General features: G+C 61.9%; 19 protein-coding genes. 13 read left to right on the top strand and 6 right to left on the bottom strand.

Annotation, left to right across the window (positions count from 1 at the left end; all coding sequences use genetic code 11):
- Window positions 1-33: 33 nt before the first annotated feature.
- A complete protein-coding gene (locus E5E96_RS11710) occupies window positions 34-1,236 on the bottom strand; it encodes an acetate kinase (RefSeq protein ID WP_011704831.1) in 1,203 nt (400 codons plus the stop codon).
- Between the two features lie 302 nt (window positions 1,237-1,538).
- On the opposite strand from E5E96_RS11710, the gene yfbV reads away from it, so the two are divergent.
- Complete coding sequence (gene yfbV, locus E5E96_RS11715; RefSeq protein ID WP_011704832.1) at window positions 1,539-1,979, top strand: terminus macrodomain insulation protein YfbV; 441 nt, start codon at window positions 1,539-1,541, stop codon at window positions 1,977-1,979.
- Between the two features lie 55 nt (window positions 1,980-2,034).
- Here yfbV and E5E96_RS11720 read toward each other — a convergent pair whose 3' ends face one another.
- The 3 genes from E5E96_RS11720 to E5E96_RS11730 all read right to left on the bottom strand — a co-directional run bounded on the left by E5E96_RS11720 (window position 2,035) and on the right by E5E96_RS11730 (window position 3,968).
- Window positions 2,035-2,535: a YfbU family protein gene (locus E5E96_RS11720; protein WP_011704833.1), complete on the bottom strand. Its 501-nt coding sequence runs from the start codon at window positions 2,533-2,535 to the stop codon at window positions 2,035-2,037.
- Window positions 2,536-2,948: 413 nt separating this feature from the next.
- Entirely contained in the window at window positions 2,949-3,413 is a 465-nt protein-coding gene (gene bcp, locus E5E96_RS11725; protein ID WP_011704834.1) for a thioredoxin-dependent thiol peroxidase, read from the bottom strand.
- A gap of 21 nt (window positions 3,414-3,434) precedes the next feature.
- Window positions 3,435-3,968, bottom strand: a complete 534-nt coding sequence (locus E5E96_RS11730; RefSeq protein ID WP_016349586.1) for a glycine cleavage system protein R — start codon at window positions 3,966-3,968, stop codon at window positions 3,435-3,437.
- A gap of 283 nt (window positions 3,969-4,251) precedes the next feature.
- Between E5E96_RS11730 and dapA the strand changes: the two genes are divergently transcribed.
- From dapA to E5E96_RS11745, 3 genes are all read left to right on the top strand, one after another.
- Window positions 4,252-5,139: a 4-hydroxy-tetrahydrodipicolinate synthase gene (gene dapA / locus E5E96_RS11735; RefSeq protein ID WP_076362479.1), complete on the top strand. Its 888-nt coding sequence runs from the start codon at window positions 4,252-4,254 to the stop codon at window positions 5,137-5,139.
- Window positions 5,132-6,256, top strand: coding sequence for an outer membrane protein assembly factor BamC (gene bamC / locus E5E96_RS11740; protein WP_011704837.1), 1,125 nt, complete (start codon window positions 5,132-5,134; stop codon window positions 6,254-6,256). Before dapA ends, bamC begins: the two co-directional genes overlap by 8 nt.
- 64 nt (window positions 6,257-6,320) lie before the next feature.
- Window positions 6,321-7,424: a phosphoribosylaminoimidazolesuccinocarboxamide synthase gene (locus tag E5E96_RS11745; RefSeq protein ID WP_171282200.1), complete on the top strand. Its 1,104-nt coding sequence runs from the start codon at window positions 6,321-6,323 to the stop codon at window positions 7,422-7,424.
- A gap of 143 nt (window positions 7,425-7,567) precedes the next feature.
- Here the strand turns inward: E5E96_RS11745 and E5E96_RS11750 are convergent, their stop codons facing one another.
- A complete protein-coding gene (locus tag E5E96_RS11750; protein ID WP_029301730.1) occupies window positions 7,568-8,170 on the bottom strand; it encodes a short chain dehydrogenase in 603 nt (200 codons plus the stop codon).
- Between the two features lie 98 nt (window positions 8,171-8,268).
- On the opposite strand from E5E96_RS11750, the gene E5E96_RS11755 reads away from it, so the two are divergent.
- The 4 genes from E5E96_RS11755 (at window position 8,269) to E5E96_RS11770 (ending at window position 11,189) form a co-directional block, all read left to right on the top strand.
- Window positions 8,269-9,168, top strand: a complete 900-nt coding sequence (locus tag E5E96_RS11755; RefSeq protein WP_171282201.1) for a LysR family transcriptional regulator — start codon at window positions 8,269-8,271, stop codon at window positions 9,166-9,168.
- A gap of 72 nt (window positions 9,169-9,240) precedes the next feature.
- Window positions 9,241-9,882, top strand: a complete 642-nt coding sequence (locus E5E96_RS11760; protein ID WP_171282202.1) for a DUF2057 domain-containing protein — start codon at window positions 9,241-9,243, stop codon at window positions 9,880-9,882.
- Window positions 9,883-9,954: 72 nt separating this feature from the next.
- On the top strand, window positions 9,955-10,392 hold the full coding sequence (locus E5E96_RS11765) for an HIT domain-containing protein (protein ID WP_171282203.1): 438 nt from the start codon (window positions 9,955-9,957) through the stop codon (window positions 10,390-10,392).
- A 98-nt stretch (window positions 10,393-10,490) separates the two neighbouring features.
- On the top strand, window positions 10,491-11,189 hold the full coding sequence (locus E5E96_RS11770; protein ID WP_158197929.1) for a DUF3334 family protein: 699 nt from the start codon (window positions 10,491-10,493) through the stop codon (window positions 11,187-11,189).
- 68 nt (window positions 11,190-11,257) lie between these two features.
- Here E5E96_RS11770 and E5E96_RS11775 read toward each other — a convergent pair whose 3' ends face one another.
- Window positions 11,258-12,256: a DUF2860 family protein gene (locus tag E5E96_RS11775; RefSeq protein WP_171282204.1), complete on the bottom strand. Its 999-nt coding sequence runs from the start codon at window positions 12,254-12,256 to the stop codon at window positions 11,258-11,260.
- Between the two features lie 207 nt (window positions 12,257-12,463).
- On the opposite strand from E5E96_RS11775, the gene arcB reads away from it, so the two are divergent.
- The 5 genes from arcB (at window position 12,464) to E5E96_RS11800 (ending at window position 22,304) form a co-directional block, all read left to right on the top strand.
- The gene (arcB, locus tag E5E96_RS11780) at window positions 12,464-14,776 is read left to right on the top strand and encodes an aerobic respiration two-component sensor histidine kinase ArcB (protein WP_016349595.1); all 2,313 of its coding nucleotides are present in this window, start codon (window positions 12,464-12,466) and stop codon (window positions 14,774-14,776) included.
- Window positions 14,777-14,804: 28 nt separating this feature from the next.
- The gene (gene dgt, locus E5E96_RS11785) at window positions 14,805-16,160 is read left to right on the top strand and encodes a dGTPase (protein WP_171282205.1); all 1,356 of its coding nucleotides are present in this window, start codon (window positions 14,805-14,807) and stop codon (window positions 16,158-16,160) included.
- Window positions 16,161-16,482: 322 nt separating this feature from the next.
- Entirely contained in the window at window positions 16,483-16,686 is a 204-nt protein-coding gene (locus E5E96_RS11790; protein WP_011704847.1) for a hypothetical protein, read from the top strand.
- Between the two features lie 148 nt (window positions 16,687-16,834).
- Entirely contained in the window at window positions 16,835-21,112 is a 4,278-nt protein-coding gene (locus E5E96_RS11795; protein WP_171282206.1) for a transporter substrate-binding domain-containing protein, read from the top strand.
- The gene (locus tag E5E96_RS11800; RefSeq protein ID WP_171282207.1) at window positions 21,093-22,304 is read left to right on the top strand and encodes an EAL domain-containing protein; all 1,212 of its coding nucleotides are present in this window, start codon (window positions 21,093-21,095) and stop codon (window positions 22,302-22,304) included. Before E5E96_RS11795 ends, E5E96_RS11800 begins: the two co-directional genes overlap by 20 nt.
- The last annotated feature ends 29 nt before the right edge of the window (window positions 22,305-22,333 follow it).

Here is a 22,333-nt window from a genome sequence, read left to right on the forward strand (position 1 = left end):
GCCGCCCTTGGGCGGCCTTGCTCTACAGCGAAATTATGCGCCAACCAGTTCCAGCGCGTCGTGGGCGATGACCCACTCTTCGTTGGTCGGGATAACCAGGGCTTTGGTGGAACCAGCCTTGGTGATCTCGCCACCCTTGCCGAAACGAGCCTTCAGGTTGGCGTCGTGATCGACGTCGAAGCCCAGCAGACCCAGCTTGTTCAGGGTGATTTCACGGATCGGGGCGGAGTTTTCACCGATACCACCGGTGAAGACCACGGCGTCTAGACGACCGTCCATGGCGGCGGCGTAGGCGCCGATGTACTTGGCCAGGCGATAGCAGTAAACGTCCATGGCACGCTTGGCTTCTTCTTTGCTGTCGTAGTTGTCTTCAACGAAACGGCAGTCGGAAGTGACTTCGGTCAGACCCTGCAGGCCGGACTCTTTGGTCAGCATGGTGTTGATGTCGGCCACGCTCATGCCCAGCTTGTCGTGCAGGAAGAAGATGATGGCCGGATCGATGTCACCGGAACGGGTACCCATCACCAGGCCTTCCAACGGGGTCAGGCCCATGGAGGTGTCGACGGATTTGCCGTTCTTGATGGCGCAGACGGAACCGCCGTTGCCCAGGTGGCAGTTGATGATGTTCAGTTCTTCCACCGGCTTGTTCAGCTGCTTGGCGGCTTCCAGGCTGATGTAGTAGTGGCTGGTGCCGTGGGCGCCGTAGCGACGGATGCCGTTCTCTTTGTAGAGCTTGTACGGCAGGGCGTACAGGAAGGCTTCTTCGGGCATGCTCTGGTGGAACGCGGTGTCGAACACGGCAACGTTCTTCTCGGCCAGCGCCGGGAACACGCGACGGGCTTCACGGATACCGATCAGGTGAGCCGGGTTGTGCAGCGGCGCGTACGGTACGGCGGCTTCGATGCCGGCGATGACGTCGTCGCAGATGCGCACGGAGGAGGTGAAGCGCTCACCACCGTGTACCACACGGTGGCCGATGGCGATCAGGTTCTTGGACAGCTCCGGGTTGAGCGGCAGGATCTTGTTGACGATGTAGTCCAGCGCTTCCTGGTGAGCGGCACCGGCGCCCAGATCGGCACTGCCTTTCTCACCGTTCAGTTTCCACTTGATGCGGGCGTCGTCGAGGTTGAAGCACTCGGCCAGGCCGGACAGCAGGTCATCACCGGTGGTTGCGTCAATGACAGCAAACTTCAGGGACGAGCTGCCACAGTTAAGAACAAGAACCAGCTTACTCATGAATAAATCCTATCGCAGATTGGGTTGTGTAGGAGGATGCGTTGGACGAGCCGTGTCCAAAAACTTTCAACTTATCCTTATGAGGGTTGGCAATCTGTTGCTTGCCCCTTGTATAGTGATACAAGACCCGAAATCCAGACGTCCCTGACAGCGCAACGGCAGGCCGTTGGCGCAAAAATTGGGCGTACAAAGGATAACCCGATTGTTGAAAAATAACAAAGTCATCCTCAACCTTTGTTATTGCGCATCAAATATTGTCGTGGTTTTGCCGTTAATACGTTCAAAAAGAGCTCGGAGGTAGCATGAGCATGAACATTTTTGGAACTAAGTTACAGCAAGGCCGTCATTATATGACCCTTTGGCCCCGCCGTCCCGAGCTTAATTCCATGTTCCCGGAGAATCGGGTGATCAAGGCCACCGAGTTCGCCCTCAAGGTCATCCCGGCGCTGGCGGTGCTCAGCGTCATGCTGCAGTTCCAGTTCGGCGAGCTGCACTACTGGCCTTCCGTCATGACCTCGGTGCTGTTTCTACTCAGCCTGCCGCTGCAGGGCTACTACTGGCTCGGTCAGCGCGCCGATACCCGGCTGCCGCCCTCCCTTGCCAGCTGGTATCGCGAGATCAACGGCAAGATGAACGAGCAGGGCGGTCGTCGCCAACTGGTGGCCCAGCCCAGATATGAAGAGCTGGCCGATACCCTCAACGCCGCCTTCAAGCAGCTGGACAAATCCTTCCTCTACGAGTGAGGCCTGTGGCCCATGACTCGGACCAAGGCGCCTCGCGGCGCCTTTTTCATATCTGTCAGGCCGCCAGAACCTTGCGGATCTCCTGAATGGAGAGCTTGTACTGACGCGGGCACTGGCGCCAGACCGTCAGCATGCGCTGGTACTTGTCGCGCATGGCGATGTCGCTGGAGAGCTCGTCGCACGGGCATTTGAGCTCGGGGAAGCGCTTGTCCACCTCCAGCAGGAAGCAGACATAGTCGGCCAGCTCCCGCTCCTGGCTGCGGCTGTAGCCGTTGAACTCCAGCCGGCTGGCATTGATTTCGCCCTGATCGGCCGCTTCCAGGTTGCCCCAGGAGATGGCCAGCGCGTGGTGCAGTTCCAGGGTGTCGATCACCTCCTGGCAGGTGGCCAGATCCAGATGGCCGAAGCTCTTCTCCAGTTCGAGGATCTGCAGGCAGTAGCCGCGCTCGATGATGGTACTGGCCCGTTGGTAAAACGCCGCCTTCTCCGGATTGAGTTTGGCCAGGATCTCGTACTGGTTGCTCAGGATCAGACGTTCGGTGTGGCTCATGTTCATGGGCTTTTCTCACTGGAAAATGAAACTGGGGTCACGTTAACCCATATATAAGATGAATTTTTTGATCTGGCAGGGGAGGTTGGCGAGATAGCGGGGCGGGAAATCAACGTCGATCCCGGCTGGTTAATTAAATGTAACGGCTGGCGGCTTGCTTTCTGGCTTGCTGGCGCAACAATAAGGGCGTCATTTGGCCTGTGCCGAAAGACCCGTCACCAAGGCATCCCATCCTGGATGCAAGCCGGCGCCTTCACGACAAATGAGAACGTCGCCGCCAGTCACTTGCCTGGCAGGCGAGCGAAAGGACCGGGCATCGAGTCTCCTGCCCGCAACGCGAGGCAGGCAACGACATGCGAATAAAAAAAGGGCCTGCACTTGCAGGCCCTTTCCATATCGGCAGTACCGGTATCTGGGGTTCAGCCCTTGAGCAGGTCGAGCACCACCTGATGGTGATCGCTGGTCTTGAACTTGTCGAAGCGATGGTTAATCTTGCCCTCTTCGTCGATGAGGAAGCTCAGCCGGTGGATACCGTCATACTCCTTGCCCATGAACTTCTTCGGGCCCCAGACGCCAAACGCATCGGCCACCGCATGATCTTCATCGGCCAGCAGGCGGAAGTTCAGGTTGTCGCGCTCCTCGAATTTTTTCAGCCGCTTGGCCGGATCCGGGCTGATGCCGAGCACCACCACATTGAGGGCGGCCAGCTCGGCGTTGACGTCGCGCAGGCCGCAGGCCTGGGTGGTACAGCCCGGGGTCATCGCCTTGGGATAGAAGTAAACGAGTACTTTCTTGCCGCGCAGGTCGGCAAGGCGTACCTGGTTGCCGTCCTGGTCGGACAGGGAAAAATCGGGGGCCAGGCTGCCAGCGGATAAAGGTTGCATGGGATCTCCTTGGATGAGCCGTCAGGCGTGTTTGTGATTGACGATGAATTCGAACGATTCTGCGCCCAGTTCACGACAGAATCCGGCGAAGGCCGTCTGCGAGCCGGCTGCCTCACCTTGCTTGGCCAGATTGAGCTGAAAGCTGGCCTTGAGCAGGTTGAACGGCTGCTGTTCCAGGGTGATGGTCTGCATGGCCTGGATATCCCAGCCGTGATCGCTGAAGAACTGGGTGCACTGGCTTACGATGCCCGGCTGGTCGCGGATCAGGATCTCGGCGTTGGCGCTGATGTCGTATTGCAGCGACTGGTGGCGTTCGGTGCGCTTCATCATGGTGATGAGGTCCCACTCCTGGCTGCGCAGGGGCAGGCTTATTTCGAGCTGCATCAGGCTGTTCCAGTCACCGGACAGCAGCATGATGAAGGTGAATTCATTGCCGAAGATGCCAAGACGGCTGTCGACAATGTTGCAGCCACAACCACTGACGTGGCGGGTGACCTCATTGACGATGCCAGGCCTGTCCGTGCCGATGGCCGTTACGACCAGGTAATGAGTCATAAATCTTCTCTCGTCCATTAGCGGGTTGCGAATGTGGATGCAGTGGCATGGCCCGAAGGGGCTGACCATGGGCCACTGCCAGCGATCCTGCATGGCAACCTCGTTGAGAATCTCGTTGCAACGAGCACGGTATCGGGGTGTCACGACCAGCGTCCGGCGTGTTCCACCGCGGCTCGCGCAGTGCGGTTTTTGCCGGATGGTAACACGGCTTGCCCCTGGCCTCCCTTGTTTTTCCAAGGGGGCAGCTTTACCATAACGCCCCTGAAAATCGGGAGAAATATCCATGTTGCGCGGTAGTATTGTTGCCCTCGTTACCCCCATGCTGGCTTCAGGCGAAGTCGATTGGGCCAGTCTGGCCACTCTGGTCGACTATCATGTCAGCGCCGGGACCAGCGCCATCGTGGCGGTCGGGACCACGGGGGAGTCGGTGACCCTGAGCGAGCAGGAGCACATCGCCGTCGTGGAGAAAACCGTGGCGCTGGCCGCCGGACGCATTCCGGTCATCGCCGGCTGTGGCTCCAATAATACCGCCCATGCCATCGCCCTGGCCAAGCGCTTCGCCGAAACCGGCGTGGTGGCGGGTCTCTCGGTCACCCCCTATTACAACAAACCCACCCAGGAAGGCCTCTATCGTCACTATTGTGCGATCGCCGAGGCTAGTGGTCTGCCCCAAATTCTTTATAATGTGCCCGGTCGTACCGGTTGCGATCTCAAACCGGAGACGGTAGCCCGACTGGCCAAGGTGCCCGGCATCATAGGCCTGAAAGAGGCAACCGGGGATCTGAGCCGTACGCCGCTGCTGCGCGAGCTGTGCGGCGCACAATTCGCGCTTTATAGTGGCGATGATGCCAGTGGATGTGATTTCATGCTGCAAGGCGGGGACGGAGTCATTTCGGTCACCACCAATATTGCAGCGGCCCAGATGGCCGACATGTGTCGTGCTGCCCTGGCCGGTGATGCCGGACGAGCGCACGACATCAACAATCGATTGATGCCGTTGCATCAGACTCTGTTCTGCGAACCGAGTCCCATCCCGGTGAAGTGGGCTTGTGCCCAGCTGGGATTGATTGCGACGGCCACCTTGCGTCTGCCGCTCACCGACCTCACCCCCGAGGGCGAACAGGCGATGGCGCAAGCACTGACGACTGCGGAGTTGATGGCGAGTGTTTAAAGCAAATGGAAAGGGAAATGCAGTGCGCCTGGTGCTGAGTGTGGCGACCGTTGCCGTGCTGGCAGCCTGTAGCTCACCCCAGGAACGCAAGATGGCCAACCGTGGTTTCGAGTACGAGGATGCCCGCCTTGAAGGCCGTGCGTTTCTGGTGCCGGCCGGGTTGAATACCCCCGCCTTTAACAGCAGTTTCGACATTCCGGCCCTGCCCGAAAGCAGCCGTGACGGTGCGCTGGGTGCCAAGGTTGACGTGCGTCCACCCGCCCAGCTGCTGACCGTGGTACCGGGCAGCCAGGTGGTGGCCAATGCTGGCGAACCCACCATGGCTTTCTATGCGCTCAGCACCTCCCAGAGCGTGGAGCGCGATACCTGGGCCTTCCTGATGAACTTCCTCGCCCAGTACAAGGTCACCACCGAGAAGCTGGACCAGCAGGCCGGCGTGCTGCAGACCGGCTGGTTTGACAACACCAAGGCGCTCGACGGCTGGAGTGAAGAGGACGATGACTTCGTCATTCGCCAGCGCTACCAGTTCACCCTGCGCAACGATCCCCAGCGCCACGCCGTCAACATGTCGGTACGGGTGCTGGATCATGAAGAGACCGTCGATGGCGAGACCAGCAAGGAGCTGACCCCGGCGGATGCCCAGCGCTATGCGACCCGGGCCCTCAACCAGTTCTCGCTCTACTACGACAAGCAGCTCAAGTCCCGCGAACAGCACAAGGCCAACGATGGCATGGGGCTGGAACTGGGTCTGGACAACAACGAGCTGAGCGCCTGGATCGTCGATGGTTCGTTTGATCAGGTGTGGCGTCGTCTCAATCAGGTGCTGCCGGCTTACGGTTTCACCATCAAGGATACCCAGCAGTCGCTGGGCTGGATCGACGTGGAGTACGACGAGCCGGGCAGCGAATTCTGGAAGGCCAAGGGCAGCGAGCCGTTCAAGCTGGACGAAGACAAGTATCGCTTCCAGCTTGGCGAGATGGCGGGGGGCAAGACCTCCATCACCCTGTTCGACAAGGACAAGAAGCCCGTGTCGTCCGGTGTCATCTCCCAGATGTACATCAGTCTGTCCGAGGCATTCGCCAAGGGTCTGGCTGACCAAGCTGCAAAAACAGAATAGAAACAGGGGCCTTGTGCCCCTGTTTTGTTATGTAAACCCCCACAAACAGGAAGTGTTACTTACCATGAGTCTTGCAGATCAAGTATTGGCGGTGAACGACGATTTGCCGATCCGTACCGATAAACCCGTCCATTCCGGCAAGGTGCGCAGCGTCTACTGGCTGACCGCCGCAGACAGTGCCCGCCTCATCCGCGAGAAGGGTTACGACGTGCCGGCAGATGCGCCGCTCGCCATCATGGTGATCAGTGACCGGATCTCGGCCTTCGACTGCATCTGGCAGGGCGTGGACGGGCTCAACGGCGTGCCGGGCAAAGGGGCTGCGCTCAACGCCATCTCCAGCCACTGGTTCAAGCTGTTCAAGGAGAAGGGGCTGGCCGACAGCCACATCCTGGACATCCCCCATCCCTTCGTCTGGATCGTGCAAAAAGCCCGTCCCGTGATGATCGAGGCGATTGCCCGCCAGTACATCACCGGCTCCATGTGGCGTGCCTACAAGGATGGCGAGCGCGAGTTCTGCGGCATCACCCTGCCGGAAGGACTGAAGAAGGATCAGAAGCTGCCCGAGATCCTCATCACCCCCTCCACCAAGGGTGTGCTGACCGGGCTGGACGGCGTGCCGGAAGCCGACGACGTCAACGTCTCCCGTGCCGACATCGAGCGCCACTACCAGGGCTTCAACTTCAGCAAGCCGGCCGACATCGACCGCTACGAAGTGCTGCTCAAGGAAGGCTTCAACGTCATCAGTGACGCGCTGGCCGAGCTGGATCAGGTCTTCGTCGACACCAAGTTCGAGTTTGGCTACGTCAATGACGCCGCCGGCAACGAGAAGCTGATCTACATGGATGAAGTGGGTACCCCCGACAGCTCCCGCATCTGGGATGGCGCCGCCCTGCGTGACGGCCAGATCGTCGAGAAGTCGAAAGAGGGCTTCCGCCAGTGGCTGCTGAATCACTTCCCGGATCCGGACATCCTGCTCAACAAGCACCGCATGCCCGAGCGCTTTGCCCTGGCCCGCGACAACAAGTTGCCGACCGAGGTGATGATGGACATCTCCAACACCTATGTGGGGATTGCCGAGAAGATCATCGGTCAGCCGCTGGTACGCAGCGCCAATCCGAAGCAGGAGATCATCGAAGTGCTGCGCGCACAGTACGGGCTGATCGACTGAGGTACATCGCCTTTTTTGTTGTCGTAAAAACAAACGTTTGCCATCAGCCAGCTTGCAAGTCGGCATGCTGGCAGCAATGGTACGGGCCCCATCACGGGGCCCGTTTTTGTTGCCGTGCCGGCTGGGCGGCAGCAGGGTGGCGATCAGCCGTTGACCCTGAACACCTGGCCGGTCTGCACCCCCAGTACCGACTTCTGGTAGGCCTGCGCCACCCTGGCGGCGGGCACGGGGACGAAGCCGGGGAAGAAGCTGGCGTATTTATCCATCGACTCCGTCAGCACGGTCGGGCTCACCACGTTGATGCGCAGACCCCGCGGCAGCTCGCAGGCCGCCGCCTTGACGAAGTGATCGATGGCGCCGTTGATGGTGGTCGCGCTCGCCCCCCAGTTGATGGGCTCCTCGCTCAGGATGCCGCTGATCAGGGTGATGGAGCCCTTGTCGTTCAGGTGGGGGATGGCGGCCCGGGTCAGGTTGATCTGGCCCATCAGCTTGCTCTCCAGTCCCACCTGCCACTGCTCGTCGGTCATCTCGGTGAGGGCGTTGAAGGCCACGCTGCCACTGGCCACCACCAGCGCATCGAACTGGCCCAGCTTGGCGAACAGCGCCTTGATGGAGGCGGGATCGCGCATGTCGACCGTGGCGTCCCCCTGGCTGTGACCGACCCGGATCACCTGGTGGTCTTTGGCAAGCAACTCGCTGACGGCGGAGCCGACGGTGCCGGAGGCACCCACAATCACAATCTTCATCTGTTTCACTCCTGGTTGGGATGTGTTGATTCTAGCGCGATGAAAAGGGAGAAAAAGCGCGTAAAATAAACGCATTGTTTCCATATTGGAGCTAGTGAATGGACATCTCCCACCTGGCCAGTTTTTACGAGGTGGTGCAAAAGGGCAGTTTCTCAGCCGCGGCTGACAGTCTGGGGGTGAGCAAGGGGATGCTGAGCCGTCACGTCAGCGCGCTGGAATCGACCCTCAATGCCCAGCTGCTGCAGCGTACCACCCGCCGACTCAGCCTCACCGAGGCGGGGCGGACCCTCTATCAGCAGGCCGGCGAGATCTTCGCGCTGGCGCGCCAGGCGGAGCAGGATATCCAGGCGCTGACCGAGGAGGATGGCGGCCGGCTGCGCTTCACCTGCCCGGTCAGTACCGGCGATCGCATGGTGAACGATCTGCTGGCCCGGTTTGCCGAGCTCTGCCCCGGCGTCCAGGTCGAATTGAACTTCACCAACGCCATGATCGACATGAGCCAGGGGGAACACGACATCGCCCTGCGCGCCATGAGCAGCATTCCCGACAACCTGGTGGCGCTGCCGCTCGGCAGGCTCAGGGACGTGGTGGTGGCCAGCCCGGCCCTGCTGGCGCGGGAGGGGATCCCCGCTACCCCTTATGAGCTGGGCGGGAGGCCCTGTCTGCTGCAGGGCCACAACCCGGCCTGGGAGCAGTGGCACTTTCGCAAGGGGGAGGAGGAGGCGCACATCCTGGTGCAGGGCAAGGTGCGGGCCAACCACTACAGTACCGTGCTGCAGCTGGCTCGGGCCGGCATGGGGTACGCCAAGTGCCCGCTGATGCTGGTGGAACCCTGGCTGGCGCAGGGGGAGCTGGTCACCGTGCTGGCGGAGTGGCAGACCGGGTTGCACCCGCTGCACGTTCTGCACGCCCAGCAGCGGCGGGTGCCGCGCAAGATCCGGCTGTTCAAGCAGGTGTTGGCCCAGTGGTTTGCCGAGCGCCCCCACTACCTGCTCTGAGCCCTCGTTATTTTTCTGTCATCTTCGGCTGCTAGCCTGCGCCCATCAACGCGAACAGGAAGATGAGCAAACATGAAGGGTTATCGGTACGGGCGTGGGGTATCGCTGCTGTGGGCAGCGCTGGGCATGAAGATGGTGCTGGGCAGTGCGGCGTGGGCGGCCGTCGAGGTGACGGTGCCAGCGGATTTCCAGATCCTGGCGGTGAGTGCGGGGACGCTGCACGATGAGCAGCATGCCACCCTGCCGGATGGGGAGCAGCAGTTGCTGGTGCGTTATGAAGGGGTGATCCCGAGTCGCAGCAGCAGCGAGAATGACCGCCAGTTGCGCTCCGCGCCGCAGGTGCTGCGTTATCACGCCAGTCAGCAGCAGGTGCGACTGGTCGCCAACTTGCCGAGCGATGACAGGGGCATGGCGCAGTATGCCGAGTCTCCCGTCATGGGGCTGCAGGCCGGTGGCCAGCGCATTGCCAGCCAGCAGGATGCGCTGAACACCAGCGGCATGCTGATTGGGATGGACTGGCGGGCCAAACTCGCCGAATACAACCAGAGCGGCGGCAAGGCGGCATTGAGCACGGTCGTGCCTGTCACCGCAACCGCCGCTGCGGTTGAACCGGTGGCGGCCAGCGCGCTGGAGGGCCAGTTGCAGCAACTCTTCCTCAAGGCCGATCCTGCGCTTCGCAAGCGCTTTGTCAGCTGGGCCGTGCCGCGACTTTAAGTTTGCGGCCCGTTGCAGTAACGTGGGTGCTCTCATCGTGCATCGCGCCCACCTTACGTCAACGAGGTCTTCATGTTTGAACTGCACAGCCGCCTGCAGGCAGATACCCGCCTGCTCGGCGATCTGCCCCTTTGCCGCGTCCTGCTGGCCAAGGACAGCCAGTATCCCTGGCTCATCCTGGTGCCGAGAGTGGCCAATCTGCGGGAAATTCACCACCTGGCACCGGCGCAGCAACAGCAGCTGATGGAGGAGTCCTGCGCGGTCGCCACCTTGATGGAGCAGGCGCTGCGGCCGGACAAGATCAACGTGGCGGCGCTCGGCAATCTGGTACCCCAGCTGCATCTGCATCATGTCGCCCGTTTCAGTACCGACAAGGCCTGGCCCGGTCCCATCTGGGGGGCTCACCCCTCCGTGCCCTATGAGGAAGCCGCATTGCTGGTAGAGGCGGCCAGCTGGCGCCTCAAGCTGGCCAATCTGGCCGGATTCAGTCCGCTTGGCACTGACAATTGAATCAACTGAGAGGCGGCTCGCTATTTCGAAGCCCAAGCCGCGCTATCTGTTAGAGTTATGGTATAGATAAGCCCATTTTCGATGTTCAGGAAGGTCCCATGATAGTGACAAGAGCCGACAACGATACCGTATTGACCACAGAGGACGTGCTGCTGAGCCTGTGCCATTCGGTCACGGATGTATTGAGTGCGGCAACCCAGAGTCAGGTGCGTTTCTCCGGCATGGTGCAGCGGATCAGCAAGACCTGCCTCAAGCCGGATATCGGCTGCTTCGTGCTGTTTGACGGCGGCTTCTCCGGCCTGGTGGTGATCAACTTCTCCGCCTCCGCCGCCATGGAGCTGTACGAGAGCTACATGCTCAGCATGGGGCTCTCCAAGGAAGATCTCGCCATCTCCCACACCTCGGACGAGGTGAGCAACGTCATGGGCGAGCTGATGAACCAGATCGTCGGCAGCTTCACCGTCAAGGTCGGCCGGGATCTGCAGACGCACATCACCCAGAACCAGCCGAAGATGCTGGCCCTCAACAAGCAGGTGATGCTGAGCGTTGATACCAACCTCGACAGCCCGGAATCGCGCCGGGTCACCTTCTTTACCGCCCGCAACAACATCTTCTATCTGGAGCTGGCGATGGACAAGACCGAGTTCATCCGCATCCACAACGACGGCATGGATCAGGAGGAGCTGGATCCGGATGCCCTGATCGCCCAGACCAAGCGCGAGGCTGCTCAGCCGGCTCCGGCCGCCGCCCCGGTGACCAACGATCACGACGATCTGCTCGATTCGCTCGGGATCTGATGGCCGCAGGCCGTTGCAAATGACGAGGCCACCCATGGGGTGGCCTCGTTTGTTGATGCGGGTCAGGTTTAGAAGTTGTAGAGCAGACCCGTGCTGAAGCGGGTGGACTGGCTGTCGTAGAAGTTGATGTCCGAGTTGGCGCTGGCATAGGCGGCGGTGAAGGTCGCGGCGAGGGCGTTGACGCCAAACAGGTTGTGCCAGAAGAAGGTGCCGTTGATGGCGAATTCGTCGGCATCGGCACGCTGGCCGAAGATGGGGTTTGCCTCGTCATACTTGCGCTTGCCGGTATAGAGGTTGCTGACGAAGGACCACTGGGGGCCGCGTTTGGCATAGGTCAGCTTCAGACCGGTGTTCTTGAAACTCTCGGCGCTGCCGTCAAGGCGGGCCTGCTTGTAGACGATGGCCGGCTCCAGCAGCTGGTTGCCGCCAAAGTGCCACTGGTAGGAGAGCTCCATGTCGTGCATCTTGCCGTTGCGATCCAGCAGGTCGGCGTAGTGGGTGCCGTGGCTCTGGTCATACTGCTGGCCGCTGCGCTCCTCATCCATGTCCACCTCCCGGGTGGTCAGGTTGCCGTAGAAGTTGCTACCCCAGATCTTGTCCCAGGCAAAACGCGCCCCTTTTGATTTCACATCGGTGGAGCTGCGATCCACCCCGGTGGCGAAGGGATCGCTCCACAGCTCGACCGGCATGACGTTGAACACCAGCGAGGTGGCGACTATGCCCTTGTCACCCATCTCCTGGCGCAGGCCGAGCTGCTGGGTGAAGTCGAAGCGGACCGCGTCCTGGATCAGGTTGCCGAGGAAGATCTGGGTACGGGTATCGGCAAAGGTGTAGCGGATATCGGCGTTGAGCAGCGGTGTCAGGCCGCTCTCGCTGTCGGGTGAACCGAGGTCATTGATGCGACTGTGGTTGTCATCGCCGGCATAGAAGTTGGACTTGTAGCTGACGGCGTTGACCCCGCCCAGCAGGAAGCCGGACCAGCCGGACTGCTTGGGGATCTCGCCCAGATCGGCGTGGGCGGCATTGGCTGCCAGCAGGCCAAGACTCAGCAGGGTGAGATTACGCATCGATGAGACTCCTGAAATATCAGTTGGTTGAATTGAACGGCCGAACATTATAGCCAGCCAGGCTTAACCCGGGCTGACCGAATTGACTCTGGCATGCTACCCCAGCGGGCGGAGGAGGTTAACCGATAATTTATCGTGCGACGGCACAAGAGTTCGGCGCGCCGTGCTGGTATTCTGTTCGGCGAATATCGGGGAGAAAACAATAAGATGAAACAAATCAAATCCTGGGCGCAATATTACGTCGACCTGATGACCAAGCTGGGACTGGTGCGCTTCAGCATGTTCCTGGCCACCGGCATCATAGTGCTGGCTGTTTCGATCCAGATGGGGGTCACCCTGTTCCTGCGCGGCACCGTGGACATCGTCGACCTGGTGCGCTCGGTCTTCTTCGGCCTGCTGGTCACTCCCTGGGCCGTCTATTTTCTCTCCATCGTGGTGGATCAGCTGGAGGACTCCCGCCAGCGGCTGACCCGCATGGTGCGCAAGCTGCAGGACATGCGTGAGCGGGATCTCGAGCTCAACAGCCAGCTGCAGGAGAACATCAGCCGCCTCAACGCCCAGATCGCCGAGACCAACCGAGCCGAGACCCTGCGCCAGCAGGCCATCGAGGATCTGGAGAACGAGGTATTCCAGCGCGAGAAGGCCCAGCTGCATCTGGGGGAGCGCACCGCCCTGCTGCGCTCCTTCATCGACTGCTCCCCCGATCTGGTCTACTACCGCAACGAAGACGAGCAGTTCTCCGGCTGCAATCGCGCCATGGAGGAGCTGACCGGCAAGGTGGAGGCGGAGCTCATCGGCTTGACCCCGTTCGATGTCTACAAGCACGACATCGCCAGCAAGGTGGTGGAGACCGACAAGCAGGTCTTTGCCCAGAACGAGCCGCTCACCTATGAACAGTGGCTGGAGTACCCAGACGGTCGCAAGGCCTACTTCGAGCTGCGCAAGGTGCCCTTCTTCGATCGTTTCGGCAAGCGGCTCGGCTTGCTCGGTTTTGGTCGCGACATCACCGAGCGCAAGCAGTATCAGGACAAGCTGGAGAAGGCGAGCCGCGACAAGACCACCTTCATCTCCACCATCAGCCATGAACTGCGCACCCCGCTCAACGGCATCGTCGGCTTGAGCCGGATGCTGATGGATACGCCGCTCGATCCCAAGCAGCACCAGCAGCTCAAGACCATTCACCTGAGCGCGGTGACGCTCGGCAATATCTTCAATGACATCATCGATCTCGACAAGCTGGACCGACGCCGGCTGGAAATCGCCCCGACCCCCATCGACCTGCCTGCCTTCCTCGACGAGCTGGAGACGCTGTCGCGCATCCAGGCGGAGCAGAAGGGGCTCTATCTGCATTTCGACCGGGATGGCGACGTGCCGCAGTTCGTGATGGCGGATGGGACCCGGTTGCGCCAGGTGCTGTGGAATCTGGTGGGCAATGCGGTCAAGTTTACCGACGAGGGGGGGGTGACGGTGCGCTGCCTCACCCACCCGGCCGACACGCCGGGCAAGCTGGCGCTGCACTTCGAGGTGGAAGATACCGGGGTCGGCATTCCGCGCGCCCAGCAGGAGAAGATCTTTGCCATGTACTATCAGGTGCAGGGCAAGAAGCACGCCACCGGCACCGGCATCGGGTTGGCGGTCTCCCGCCAGCTGGTGCAGGCGATGGGCGGCCAGCTCTACGTGGACAGCGACCCGGGCGAGGGCGCCTGCTTCACCGCCGAGCTGGAGGTAGACTGCGTCGCCGCCCAGACGCCCGCGGCCGAGCCCGAGATGCCCTGCCTCGATATCCTGCTGGTGGAGGACGTCGAGCTCAACGTGACCGTGGCCTGCGCCCTGCTCAACAAGCTGGGTCATGAGGTCAAGGTGGCGCGGGACGGTGCCCAGGCGCTGGCCATGGCCAATCCCGACGATTTTGATCTGATCCTGCTGGATATCCAGCTGCCGGACATGACCGGTTTCGATGTGGCGGAACAACTGCTCGCCCGCTATGGCGACAGCCTGCCGCCCATGGTGGCACTCACCGCCAACGCTACCGGCGATCGCCAGTACTACCGGGATCACGGCATGCAGGATGTGATCAACAAGCCGCTCGGCTCGAAGGCGGTGCGGGAGGTGATTGGCCACCTGTTTGCCGATTTGGCCGAGGATGAGGCGGACGAACAGGCGGATGCGGACAGTCAGGATGCGCTGCTGGACTTGCCCTTCCTCACCGATTACGCCGATACCGTGGGCAAGCAGGTGCTGATCTCCAGCGTCGAGCTGTTCGAGAAGATGATGCCCGACTACATGGCGGTGCTCGACTCCAACATGATTGCCCGGGATCAGGCCGGCGTGGTGGAGGAGGCGCACAAGATAAAAGGGGCGGCCGGCTCCATCGGTCTGCGCCGGCTGCAGCAGCTGGCCCAGCTGATCCAGAGCCCGGATCATCCCGCCTGGTGGGAGAACGTGGAAGACTGGATAGAGTCGCTGCGCCGCGAATGTCCGGGTGACATCGCCCGCTTGAAGCGCTGGCTGCTCTCGTAGACGCGAGCCGCAGGCAAGGAGCCGCAACATGTATAGCCGTTTGATTACCCCCGAGCGCATCCATCGCTGGGGTGAGGAAGATCTGCTGGAGGCGACCGAACAGGATCGCGCCCGCATCGTGCAGGCGGCGCCGGTGCGCCGGCTGCAGCAGAAGACCCAGGTATTTCCACTCGACGTGAAGGCCTCGGTGCGCAGCCGTCTCACCCATTCGCTGGAGGTGCAGGAGACCGGCCGCCAGATCAGCCGCCGCGTTCTGGCGGCCCTGCCGGCGGGGTCGGTGTGTGAGGGGGCCTTCATCAATCTGGTGGAGATGTCCTGCCTGTTGCACGACGTCGGCAACCCGCCGTTCGGTCACTTTGGCGAGCAGGTGATGAGCCAGTGGCTGGTGCAGGCGCTGGATGGGTTGTTTGCCGAGGCCCTTGGCAGCGCACCCAGCCCGCAGTGGGCAACGCTGCGCCAGGATCTGCTGGTGTTTGACGGCAATGCCCAGAGTCTGCGGCTGGTACACAGCCTGCACGAGCTGAACCTGACCCTGGGGCAGCTGGCGGCACTGTGCAAATACCCGCAGCAGCCCCTGCACGGCGGTCAACATCACGGCTGGGCCAGCAAGCGCGGCATCTTCTTCAGCGAACAACCCCTCTACCGCGCCCTCGGTCAGAGCCTGGGGTTGGCCCCCGGCTGCCGTCATCCGCTGGTCTACATCATGGAAGCGGCCGACGACATCTCCTACTGCATCGCCGATCTGGAAGATGCGGTGGATCGGCGCATCCTCAGCCTGAGCGAGCTGCAACAGGCGCTGCGGCTGGCCGATGACGGCGCCTACATGGCCGGCTTGCTGGCGGCGGCGACTGCCTCGGGCAGGGGTTTCTTCCCTCACTTTCGCCAGCAGTTGACCCGGGATCTGGTGGAACTGGCCGCTCACACCTATGTGAGCGAGCACCTACAGATCCTGAGCGGCGCCTATCCCCAGGCCCTGCTGCACGGTCAGGCACCGGCGGCGCGGGTGCTCGATACCCTCAAACAGGTGGCTCGCGAGCTGGTGTTCATGCGCCCCGAAGTGGAGGCGCTGGAGCTGGAGGGTTATGCCGCTCTGCGCGGGGTGCTCTCCACCTATGCCTGCCTGCTGGCGTTGCCGGCCGCGCAGTTCGAGCGGCTGCTGGCTGGGCAGGGGGGCAGCGAGCTGTTCTTCGCCCGCCGGCTGTTCCATCGACTGTCGGCCCGTCATCTCAAGGCATACCGGTTGGCGGTGGCTAGTAGGGATCCGCGCTTCAGCGATGGGGCGGAACAGGAGTGGTATTTCCGGGTGCGGCTGCTGCTCGACTACGTGAGCGGCATGACGGATACCTATGCGCTGGAGGAGTTCCGGCTGTTGTCCGGGATCTGAGCCGGAGCGGCACGGGTCTGCCTGTGCCGAATGAGTATTGATAGATGACTCACCTCCCCATATGGGGGGTGAGGTTCTTGTATAAAATTCGGTCTTTTTTTAGACTGTGGCAACTTGTTCAACTTTCACTCGGTAAGGAGACGGATATGCAACATTCAATGCTAAACGTTGCGTTCGACCGCTGCATCAGCAGCGCGAAAACTCGCGCTCTTTTTCTGCCGCGTGGAGGAAACAGGTAACACCTGCTTTTTCATCACCCGCGGTTGTCCCGCAGGGTGATCTCTTCTCTCCGGGGGAACCGCACGTTCAACTGGAGAATATTATGTCTATCGAACTGACCCTGCTGCGCACCGTCGAAACCCTGGTCCAGAAACGGATTACCCGGCTGGAGCGTCGTGTCAGCTACCTGCATCTGTCGCCTGCTCTGCTCAAGGACATCGGTCTGGAAGGGCAAAATGTGCAGATCGCCCACATCCGTGAGCGGGAATATCAAACCGGCTTCCGGCTCGGGAACCGAATAACCTGATGATGTGGGGCTTGGCCCCCTTCTTGCTAGAAAACGGCAGGCGTGAGCCTGCCGTTTTTCGTATCCGGACGAGTTCTGTTACGAATTTCTATTCGCACATTTTGCCAAAATCCCTATGATCGCTCTCCAAGCCGCTCAGGAGTTACCCATGCTGCGCCTCTGCTATCGCGCCATTTTGTTGTGCTGGTTTACCTGCTGGAGCCTGGTGGCTGCGGCGGAAACCTCCCTGGACAAGGATCAGCTGGGGCTGGCGGAGCGGCTCTGGCTTGCCTCGCGCAGCGACCTGGTGGTCGGCATGCCGTCGGTGGCCTGGCCGCCCTACATCTATGCCAATAGCCGGGGTGGCTTCAGCGGCCCGCTCGACGATTTTGCCACCCTGATTGCCGGCCGGCTGGGGCTGACCGTGCGCTACAAGACTTACCCCTACTATGCCGGTGCCCAGCAAGCTTTGTTCGATGGCGAAGTGGACATGCTGATCGGGGTGACGCCGAGTCAGTTGCGGCAGCAGAAGATGCGCTTTACCTCGGATCTGATGACCCTGCCGCGTGGCGTGTTGCTGGCGCGAGAGGAAGGGGAGCCGACTCTGGCGACGGCGCGCCAGCTGCGCTGGGTGTGCGAACATGGCTTCAGCTCCTGTGAAGAGCTGGCGGAGCTCGGCATGACCCAGCTCACCGAGGCGGACAGCAGTGACGAAGCGGTTTTCATGGTGAAGAAGGGGCTGGCGGATGCCTATCTCTCCGATCTGCCCTCTCTGGTTCGCCTGCAGCGCCTGCAGCAGCAGGCCGGGCTCAAGGTAATTACCCCGGAGTGGGTGACGGACACCTCGCTGGCCATGGCGGTAGGGCCCGACAATCAGGGGCTGCTCGGTTTGCTGGAGCTGGCCCTCAACGACATTCCGCTGGATGAGCGGCGCCGCATTCTGGAGACCGGCGGAATAGTTGACTACGAGCTGGCCAACGGTCCCCGCCAGATCGTGTTCAACCAGAGCGAGCTCGACTGGCTGGCCCGCCATCCGACCCTGCGTTTCGGGGTGGCACCGGACTGGCCGGCGGTGAGCGAGATCGACGGTAATGGCCAGCTCAAGGGTTTCATCGCCGACATGCTCAAGCTGGTGAGCCTGCGCTCCGGCCTGCAGTTTACCCTGGTGCCCACCAGCAGCTGGGCCGAGACCCAGGCGTTGTTTCAGGCGCGCAAGCTGGACTTCATCCCGGCCATCACGCCGACCGCGGAGCGGCGTCAATACTCCCTGTTTACTCCCGACTACGCCTTCATCCACCGGGTGATCGCCGCCAGACAGGGGAGTGAGGAGCTGGACAACCTCAACGAGCTCAAGGGGCGACGGGTGGGGATCGTCGGCGGCTCGGTGGAGGAGCTGGTACTCAACGAGGTGGGTGCCCACCCGGTGACGGTGAGCAGCGATACCAAGCTGCTGCCACTGCTGGACGGGCATCAGGTTGACTACGTGCTGATGAGCATGACCACCCTGGAGCAGGCGCTGCAAAAGGGGTTCAACAACCGCTATCAGGTGGTGTTCTCCGGCAACGAGCTGCGGGTGCCGGTCGCCATGGCGGTGCACCAGCAGGACCCCATGCTGCAGCAGATCCTCACCAAGGTGCTGCTCTCCATCCGCCCGGAAGAGATGACCAAGCTGGAGCACAAGTGGCTGGCTCTGACCATCCAGACCGGCATCAACCCTGCCACAGTGGCGCTCTGGTCCGCGGTCGGCGTGGGCGCTTTCCTGCTCTGCGTGCTGCTGTTCATGGGCTGGAACCGGACCCTGCGCCGCCAGATAGTGCAGCGCAAGCTGGCCGAGCACAAATTGAACGAACAGCTGACCTTTGTGCAGACCCTGCTCAACTCCCTGCCCAACATGGTGGTGCTGCGGGATCGCGAGCAGCGTATCACCCTCTGCAACCAGGCCTATCGGGATGCCTTTATCGGTGAGCTGACCCAGGATGATGGCGACGATCTGGACCGGATGCCGGCCAGAGAGCGGGAGCGGGTGCTGCGCGAAGAGTCGGGGGTGTGGCAAAGCGGCGAACAGCTGGAAGGGGCGGGCAACAGCCGCCGTCAGGATGGCGCCATGTTCCACGTCATCTACACCAAGCGTCCCTATCGCTCCCCAAAGGGCGACATGCTGGGAGTACTGACGGTACTGACCGACGTGACCCGCATCAAGGAGGCCGAGGCGCGGGCCCGCAAGGCGGAGACCCGGCTCACCCAGATCACCGACAGCATGCCGGGCATCGTCTACCAGTACCTCTGGCTCGGCCCCGGCAAGGGGCGCTTCCTCTATGCCTCGCAGGGGGCGAGCGAGATCCTGGGCGCCAGCCGGCAGGAGATATTGTCGGCCGAGTCAGGTGGCGAGGTGTTCGGCTTTACCGAGGAGGCACTGCAGGATTTCGTCAGCAAGGTGGCCAATCATGCCGAGACCCTGGCCCCGCTCGATCTGGAAGTGCGGGTGGAGCGGCCGGAGGGGGCCCGCTATCTGCAGGTGCGCGGCAGTTTCGTGCCGCAGGAGGAGGGGCACCTGATCCTCAACGGGGTGATCCAGGACATCACGGCCCTCAAGCACCAGGAGCACGACCTGAGGGAGGCGCGCGCCTATGCCGAGCAGGCGATGCAGGTGAGCAGCCGCTTCCTGGCCACCATGAGCCACGAGCTGAGGACCCCCATCTCCGGTATGCACGGCATGCTGGAGCTGCTGCAGATGAGCGAGCTGAACGACGACCAGCGCTATCTGCTGCGCAACGTGGTGACCTCCACCAACAACCTGCTCTATCTGGTCAACGACGTGCTCGATTTCTCCAAGATAGAGGCGGGTCAGCTGCAGTTGCACTATCAGGATTGCCGCCTCGCCTCCGTCATCTGTGACGTGATCCGCGGTCACGCCACCCTGGCCCATGGCAAGGGGCTCAAGGTGACGCTGGGGTGGGCACCGGAGGTGCCGGATCAGGCCCGCATCGATGCGGTGCGGGTGGGGCAGGTGCTCTCCAATCTGCTCAACAATGCGGTCAAGTTTACCGAGCGGGGCGAGATCCGTATCCAGGTCAGCTTTGAGAAAGAGCGGCTCGCCATCGCGGTCAGCGACACCGGCATCGGCATTGCCGAGGACAAGCAGGATCGCCTGTTTACCCCGTTCGAGCAGGTGGAGTCCGACATAACCCGACGCTTCGGTGGTACCGGGCTCGGCCTTGCCATCTGCCACCAGCTGGCCCAGAAAATGAGGGGCACGCTGGTGCTCGAGAGCAAGCCGGGGCACGGTACCCGGCTCACCTTCGACTTCCCGCTGGCGGCGTGTCAGTGGGATGCCCCGCCGCTGGCAGGCCACGATTGGTGGCTGTTTGGCGAGGATGCGGCCCTGCAGAGCGCGATGCAGCGGCTGGGAGCCAGGCTGCATCGTCTGGATCCACAGCAGTGGCAGCAGCCGATGAGTGGTTTGTTATTAGCAGAGGAGAGCTGGCTCGAGCAGGCCCTTGGCAGCGAATGGCTGACACATTTGCAGCGCTCGGCCCTCAAGGGCATAGTGCTCTCCCCGCAGGAGGCCCTGCGCGGCCGCATGGGGTCGGGTGCCTGGTGGCGGCTGGGGCAGTCTCCGCTCTATCCTGACCTGCTGCTGGAAACCTGTCACCAGTTGCTGGGAGAGGCGGCGATCAGCCCAGTCGAAGCCAATGCCCCCAAATTGCAGGGACGGGTGCTGGTGGCCGACGATCACCCCATCAACCGTGCGCTGCTGGCTCGCCAGCTGGCGATCCTCGGGGTGGATGCCGAGGTGGTGGATGACGGTGACAAGGCCTTGCGCACCTGGCAGGGGCAGGCATTCGCCCTGCTGCTGACCGACTGCCACATGCCGGTGATGGATGGCTATAGTCTGACCCGGGCCCTGCGGGCACAGGGGGAGTCGGCTCCCGTCATCGGAGTGACCGCCGATACATCCGAAGAGGCCAGCCTGCAGATGCAGGAAGCCGGCATGAACGACATGCTGTTCAAACCCTATACCCTGGAGACGCTGCATCAGATGCTGATGCGCTGGTTGCCGGTGAGCCCTCAGACCCAGGAGCTGGACCAGCCCGCTCCGTTGGCTAGCGAGCAGGGAGAGTGCTGGATCTCGCTGTTTGGCGATGAGGCGGTGGCGCGCAGCATGGCGCGGGAATATCTGGATTCCAATCGCCAGGACGGCGATGACATGATGCAGGCACTGGCCAGGCAGGACACCTATGCCCTGGTGGAGACGGCGCACCGCATCAAGGGGGCTGCCCGCATGGTGGGGCAGCAGGCTCTGGCGGAGGAGGCGGCCCGGCTCGAAGCGGCGGCCCGCCTCAAGCAGCTGGACGAACTTACCGAGTTGAGTCAGACGGTACTGGCGCTGATGAACTCTATTACATGCGAAATTGGATTATGGCTCGATGAACAAGACACAGCATGAGTTGGTGATCATGGTGGTGGAAGACCACGCGTTCCAGCGCAAGGCGTTGATGCACCAGATCCGCGGGCTCGGTTACGGCTCCCTGCTGGAGGCGCAGGACGGGGTGGAGGCGCTGGCCATGTGTCAGAGTCATCAGGTCGACATCCTGTTTTGCGATCTGCGCATGCCTGGCATGGACGGTATGGCGCTGCTGCGTCGCCTCTCGCTGGGCGGTTTTCGTGGCGGCATCATCCTCTCCAGCGCGCTGGAGGATGACGTGGTCGAGGCCGTGCTGCGCATGAGTGCCGCCTATGGTCTGCAGGTGCTGGGGCGTATCGAGAAGCCTTCCAGCCAGCAGCAGATCAGCCAGCTCATCGGCGCCTGGCGCCCGCAGCAGGAGCGAGCCCAGGAGGAGGACGGTCACCGCCTGACCCTGGACGAGCTGAGTCTGGCGCTGGAGCAGGATCAGCTGCTGCCCTGGTATCAGCCCAAAGTGAGCTTCGGCTCCGGCCAGTGGGTCGGCATGGAGGCGCTGGCGCGCTGGCAGCACCCGGAGTACGGCCTCATCTCGCCGGCCCGCTTCATTCCGCTGGCGGAACACAACGGCCTCATCGATCAGCTGACCGAGGTGATCATCAGCAAGTCGCTGCGCGATGGCCATCTGTGGGAGCAGACCGGGCTCTCTCTCAATCTGTCGATGAACCTCTCCACCACTTCCCTCATCGAGGGGGATCTGTGCAATACCCTGATCAACCAGTGCCAGCGCTGGAGCATCAACCCCGAGCTCATCACCCTGGAGGTGACCGAGAGCTCGTTCGTGAAGGATCTGGGCAAGTCGCTGGAGGTGCTGACCCGCCTGCGCATGCACGGCTTCGGCCTCTCCATCGACGACTTCGGTACCGGCTACTCCTCCATGCAGCAGCTGGCCCTGCTGCCCTTCACCGAGCTCAAGCTGGATCGCTCTTTCGTCGATCGCTGCTTTGAGGACCCCTCCCGCTTGGCCATAATAGAGTCAAGCATCGAGCTGGCCCGCAAACTGGGGCTCAAGTCCGTCGCCGAAGGGGTGGAGGATGAACTTACCTGGCGGCTGCTGGCACGGCTGGGGTGCGACGTGTGCCAGGGCTTCTTCTCGGCCCGGCCCATGCCACGTGAGGAGTTGCTGGGATGGCATGACTCCTGGCGTGAACGGCTACCGGCGCTGCTCGGGGAGTGAATGTCGGGCAGGATGCCCGCAACGAAACA

Origin of the sequence: Aeromonas sp. 1805 (genome assembly GCF_013085525.1) — a bacterium.
Classification (GTDB): Bacteria; Pseudomonadota; Gammaproteobacteria; order Enterobacterales; family Aeromonadaceae; genus Aeromonas; species Aeromonas hydrophila.

Coding starts and splice junctions, on each gene's coding strand:
- E5E96_RS11760 (WP_171282202.1), top strand. CDS start 9,241: ATGAAGGGTTATCGGTACGGGCGTGGGGTATCGCTGCTGTGGGCAGCG.
- bcp (WP_011704834.1), bottom strand. CDS start 3,413: ATGCAACCTTTATCCGCTGGCAGCCTGGCCCCCGATTTTTCCCTGTCC.
- E5E96_RS11750 (WP_029301730.1), bottom strand. CDS start 8,170: ATGAAGATTGTGATTGTGGGTGCCTCCGGCACCGTCGGCTCCGCCGTC.
- E5E96_RS11720 (WP_011704833.1), bottom strand. CDS start 2,535: ATGAACATGAGCCACACCGAACGTCTGATCCTGAGCAACCAGTACGAG.
- yfbV (WP_011704832.1), top strand. CDS start 1,539: ATGAGCATGAACATTTTTGGAACTAAGTTACAGCAAGGCCGTCATTAT.
- E5E96_RS11755 (WP_171282201.1), top strand. CDS start 8,269: ATGGACATCTCCCACCTGGCCAGTTTTTACGAGGTGGTGCAAAAGGGC.
- E5E96_RS11745 (WP_171282200.1), top strand. CDS start 6,321: ATGAGTCTTGCAGATCAAGTATTGGCGGTGAACGACGATTTGCCGATC.
- E5E96_RS11800 (WP_171282207.1), top strand. CDS start 21,093: ATGAACAAGACACAGCATGAGTTGGTGATCATGGTGGTGGAAGACCAC.
- E5E96_RS11775 (WP_171282204.1), bottom strand. CDS start 12,256: ATGCGTAATCTCACCCTGCTGAGTCTTGGCCTGCTGGCAGCCAATGCC.
- E5E96_RS11730 (WP_016349586.1), bottom strand. CDS start 3,968: ATGACTCATTACCTGGTCGTAACGGCCATCGGCACGGACAGGCCTGGC.
- dapA (WP_076362479.1), top strand. CDS start 4,252: ATGTTGCGCGGTAGTATTGTTGCCCTCGTTACCCCCATGCTGGCTTCA.
- E5E96_RS11765 (WP_171282203.1), top strand. CDS start 9,955: ATGTTTGAACTGCACAGCCGCCTGCAGGCAGATACCCGCCTGCTCGGC.
- dgt (WP_171282205.1), top strand. CDS start 14,805: ATGTATAGCCGTTTGATTACCCCCGAGCGCATCCATCGCTGGGGTGAG.
- arcB (WP_016349595.1), top strand. CDS start 12,464: ATGAAACAAATCAAATCCTGGGCGCAATATTACGTCGACCTGATGACC.
- E5E96_RS11790 (WP_011704847.1), top strand. CDS start 16,483: ATGTCTATCGAACTGACCCTGCTGCGCACCGTCGAAACCCTGGTCCAG.
- E5E96_RS11795 (WP_171282206.1), top strand. CDS start 16,835: ATGCTGCGCCTCTGCTATCGCGCCATTTTGTTGTGCTGGTTTACCTGC.
- E5E96_RS11770 (WP_158197929.1), top strand. CDS start 10,491: ATGATAGTGACAAGAGCCGACAACGATACCGTATTGACCACAGAGGAC.
- E5E96_RS11710 (WP_011704831.1), bottom strand. CDS start 1,236: ATGAGTAAGCTGGTTCTTGTTCTTAACTGTGGCAGCTCGTCCCTGAAG.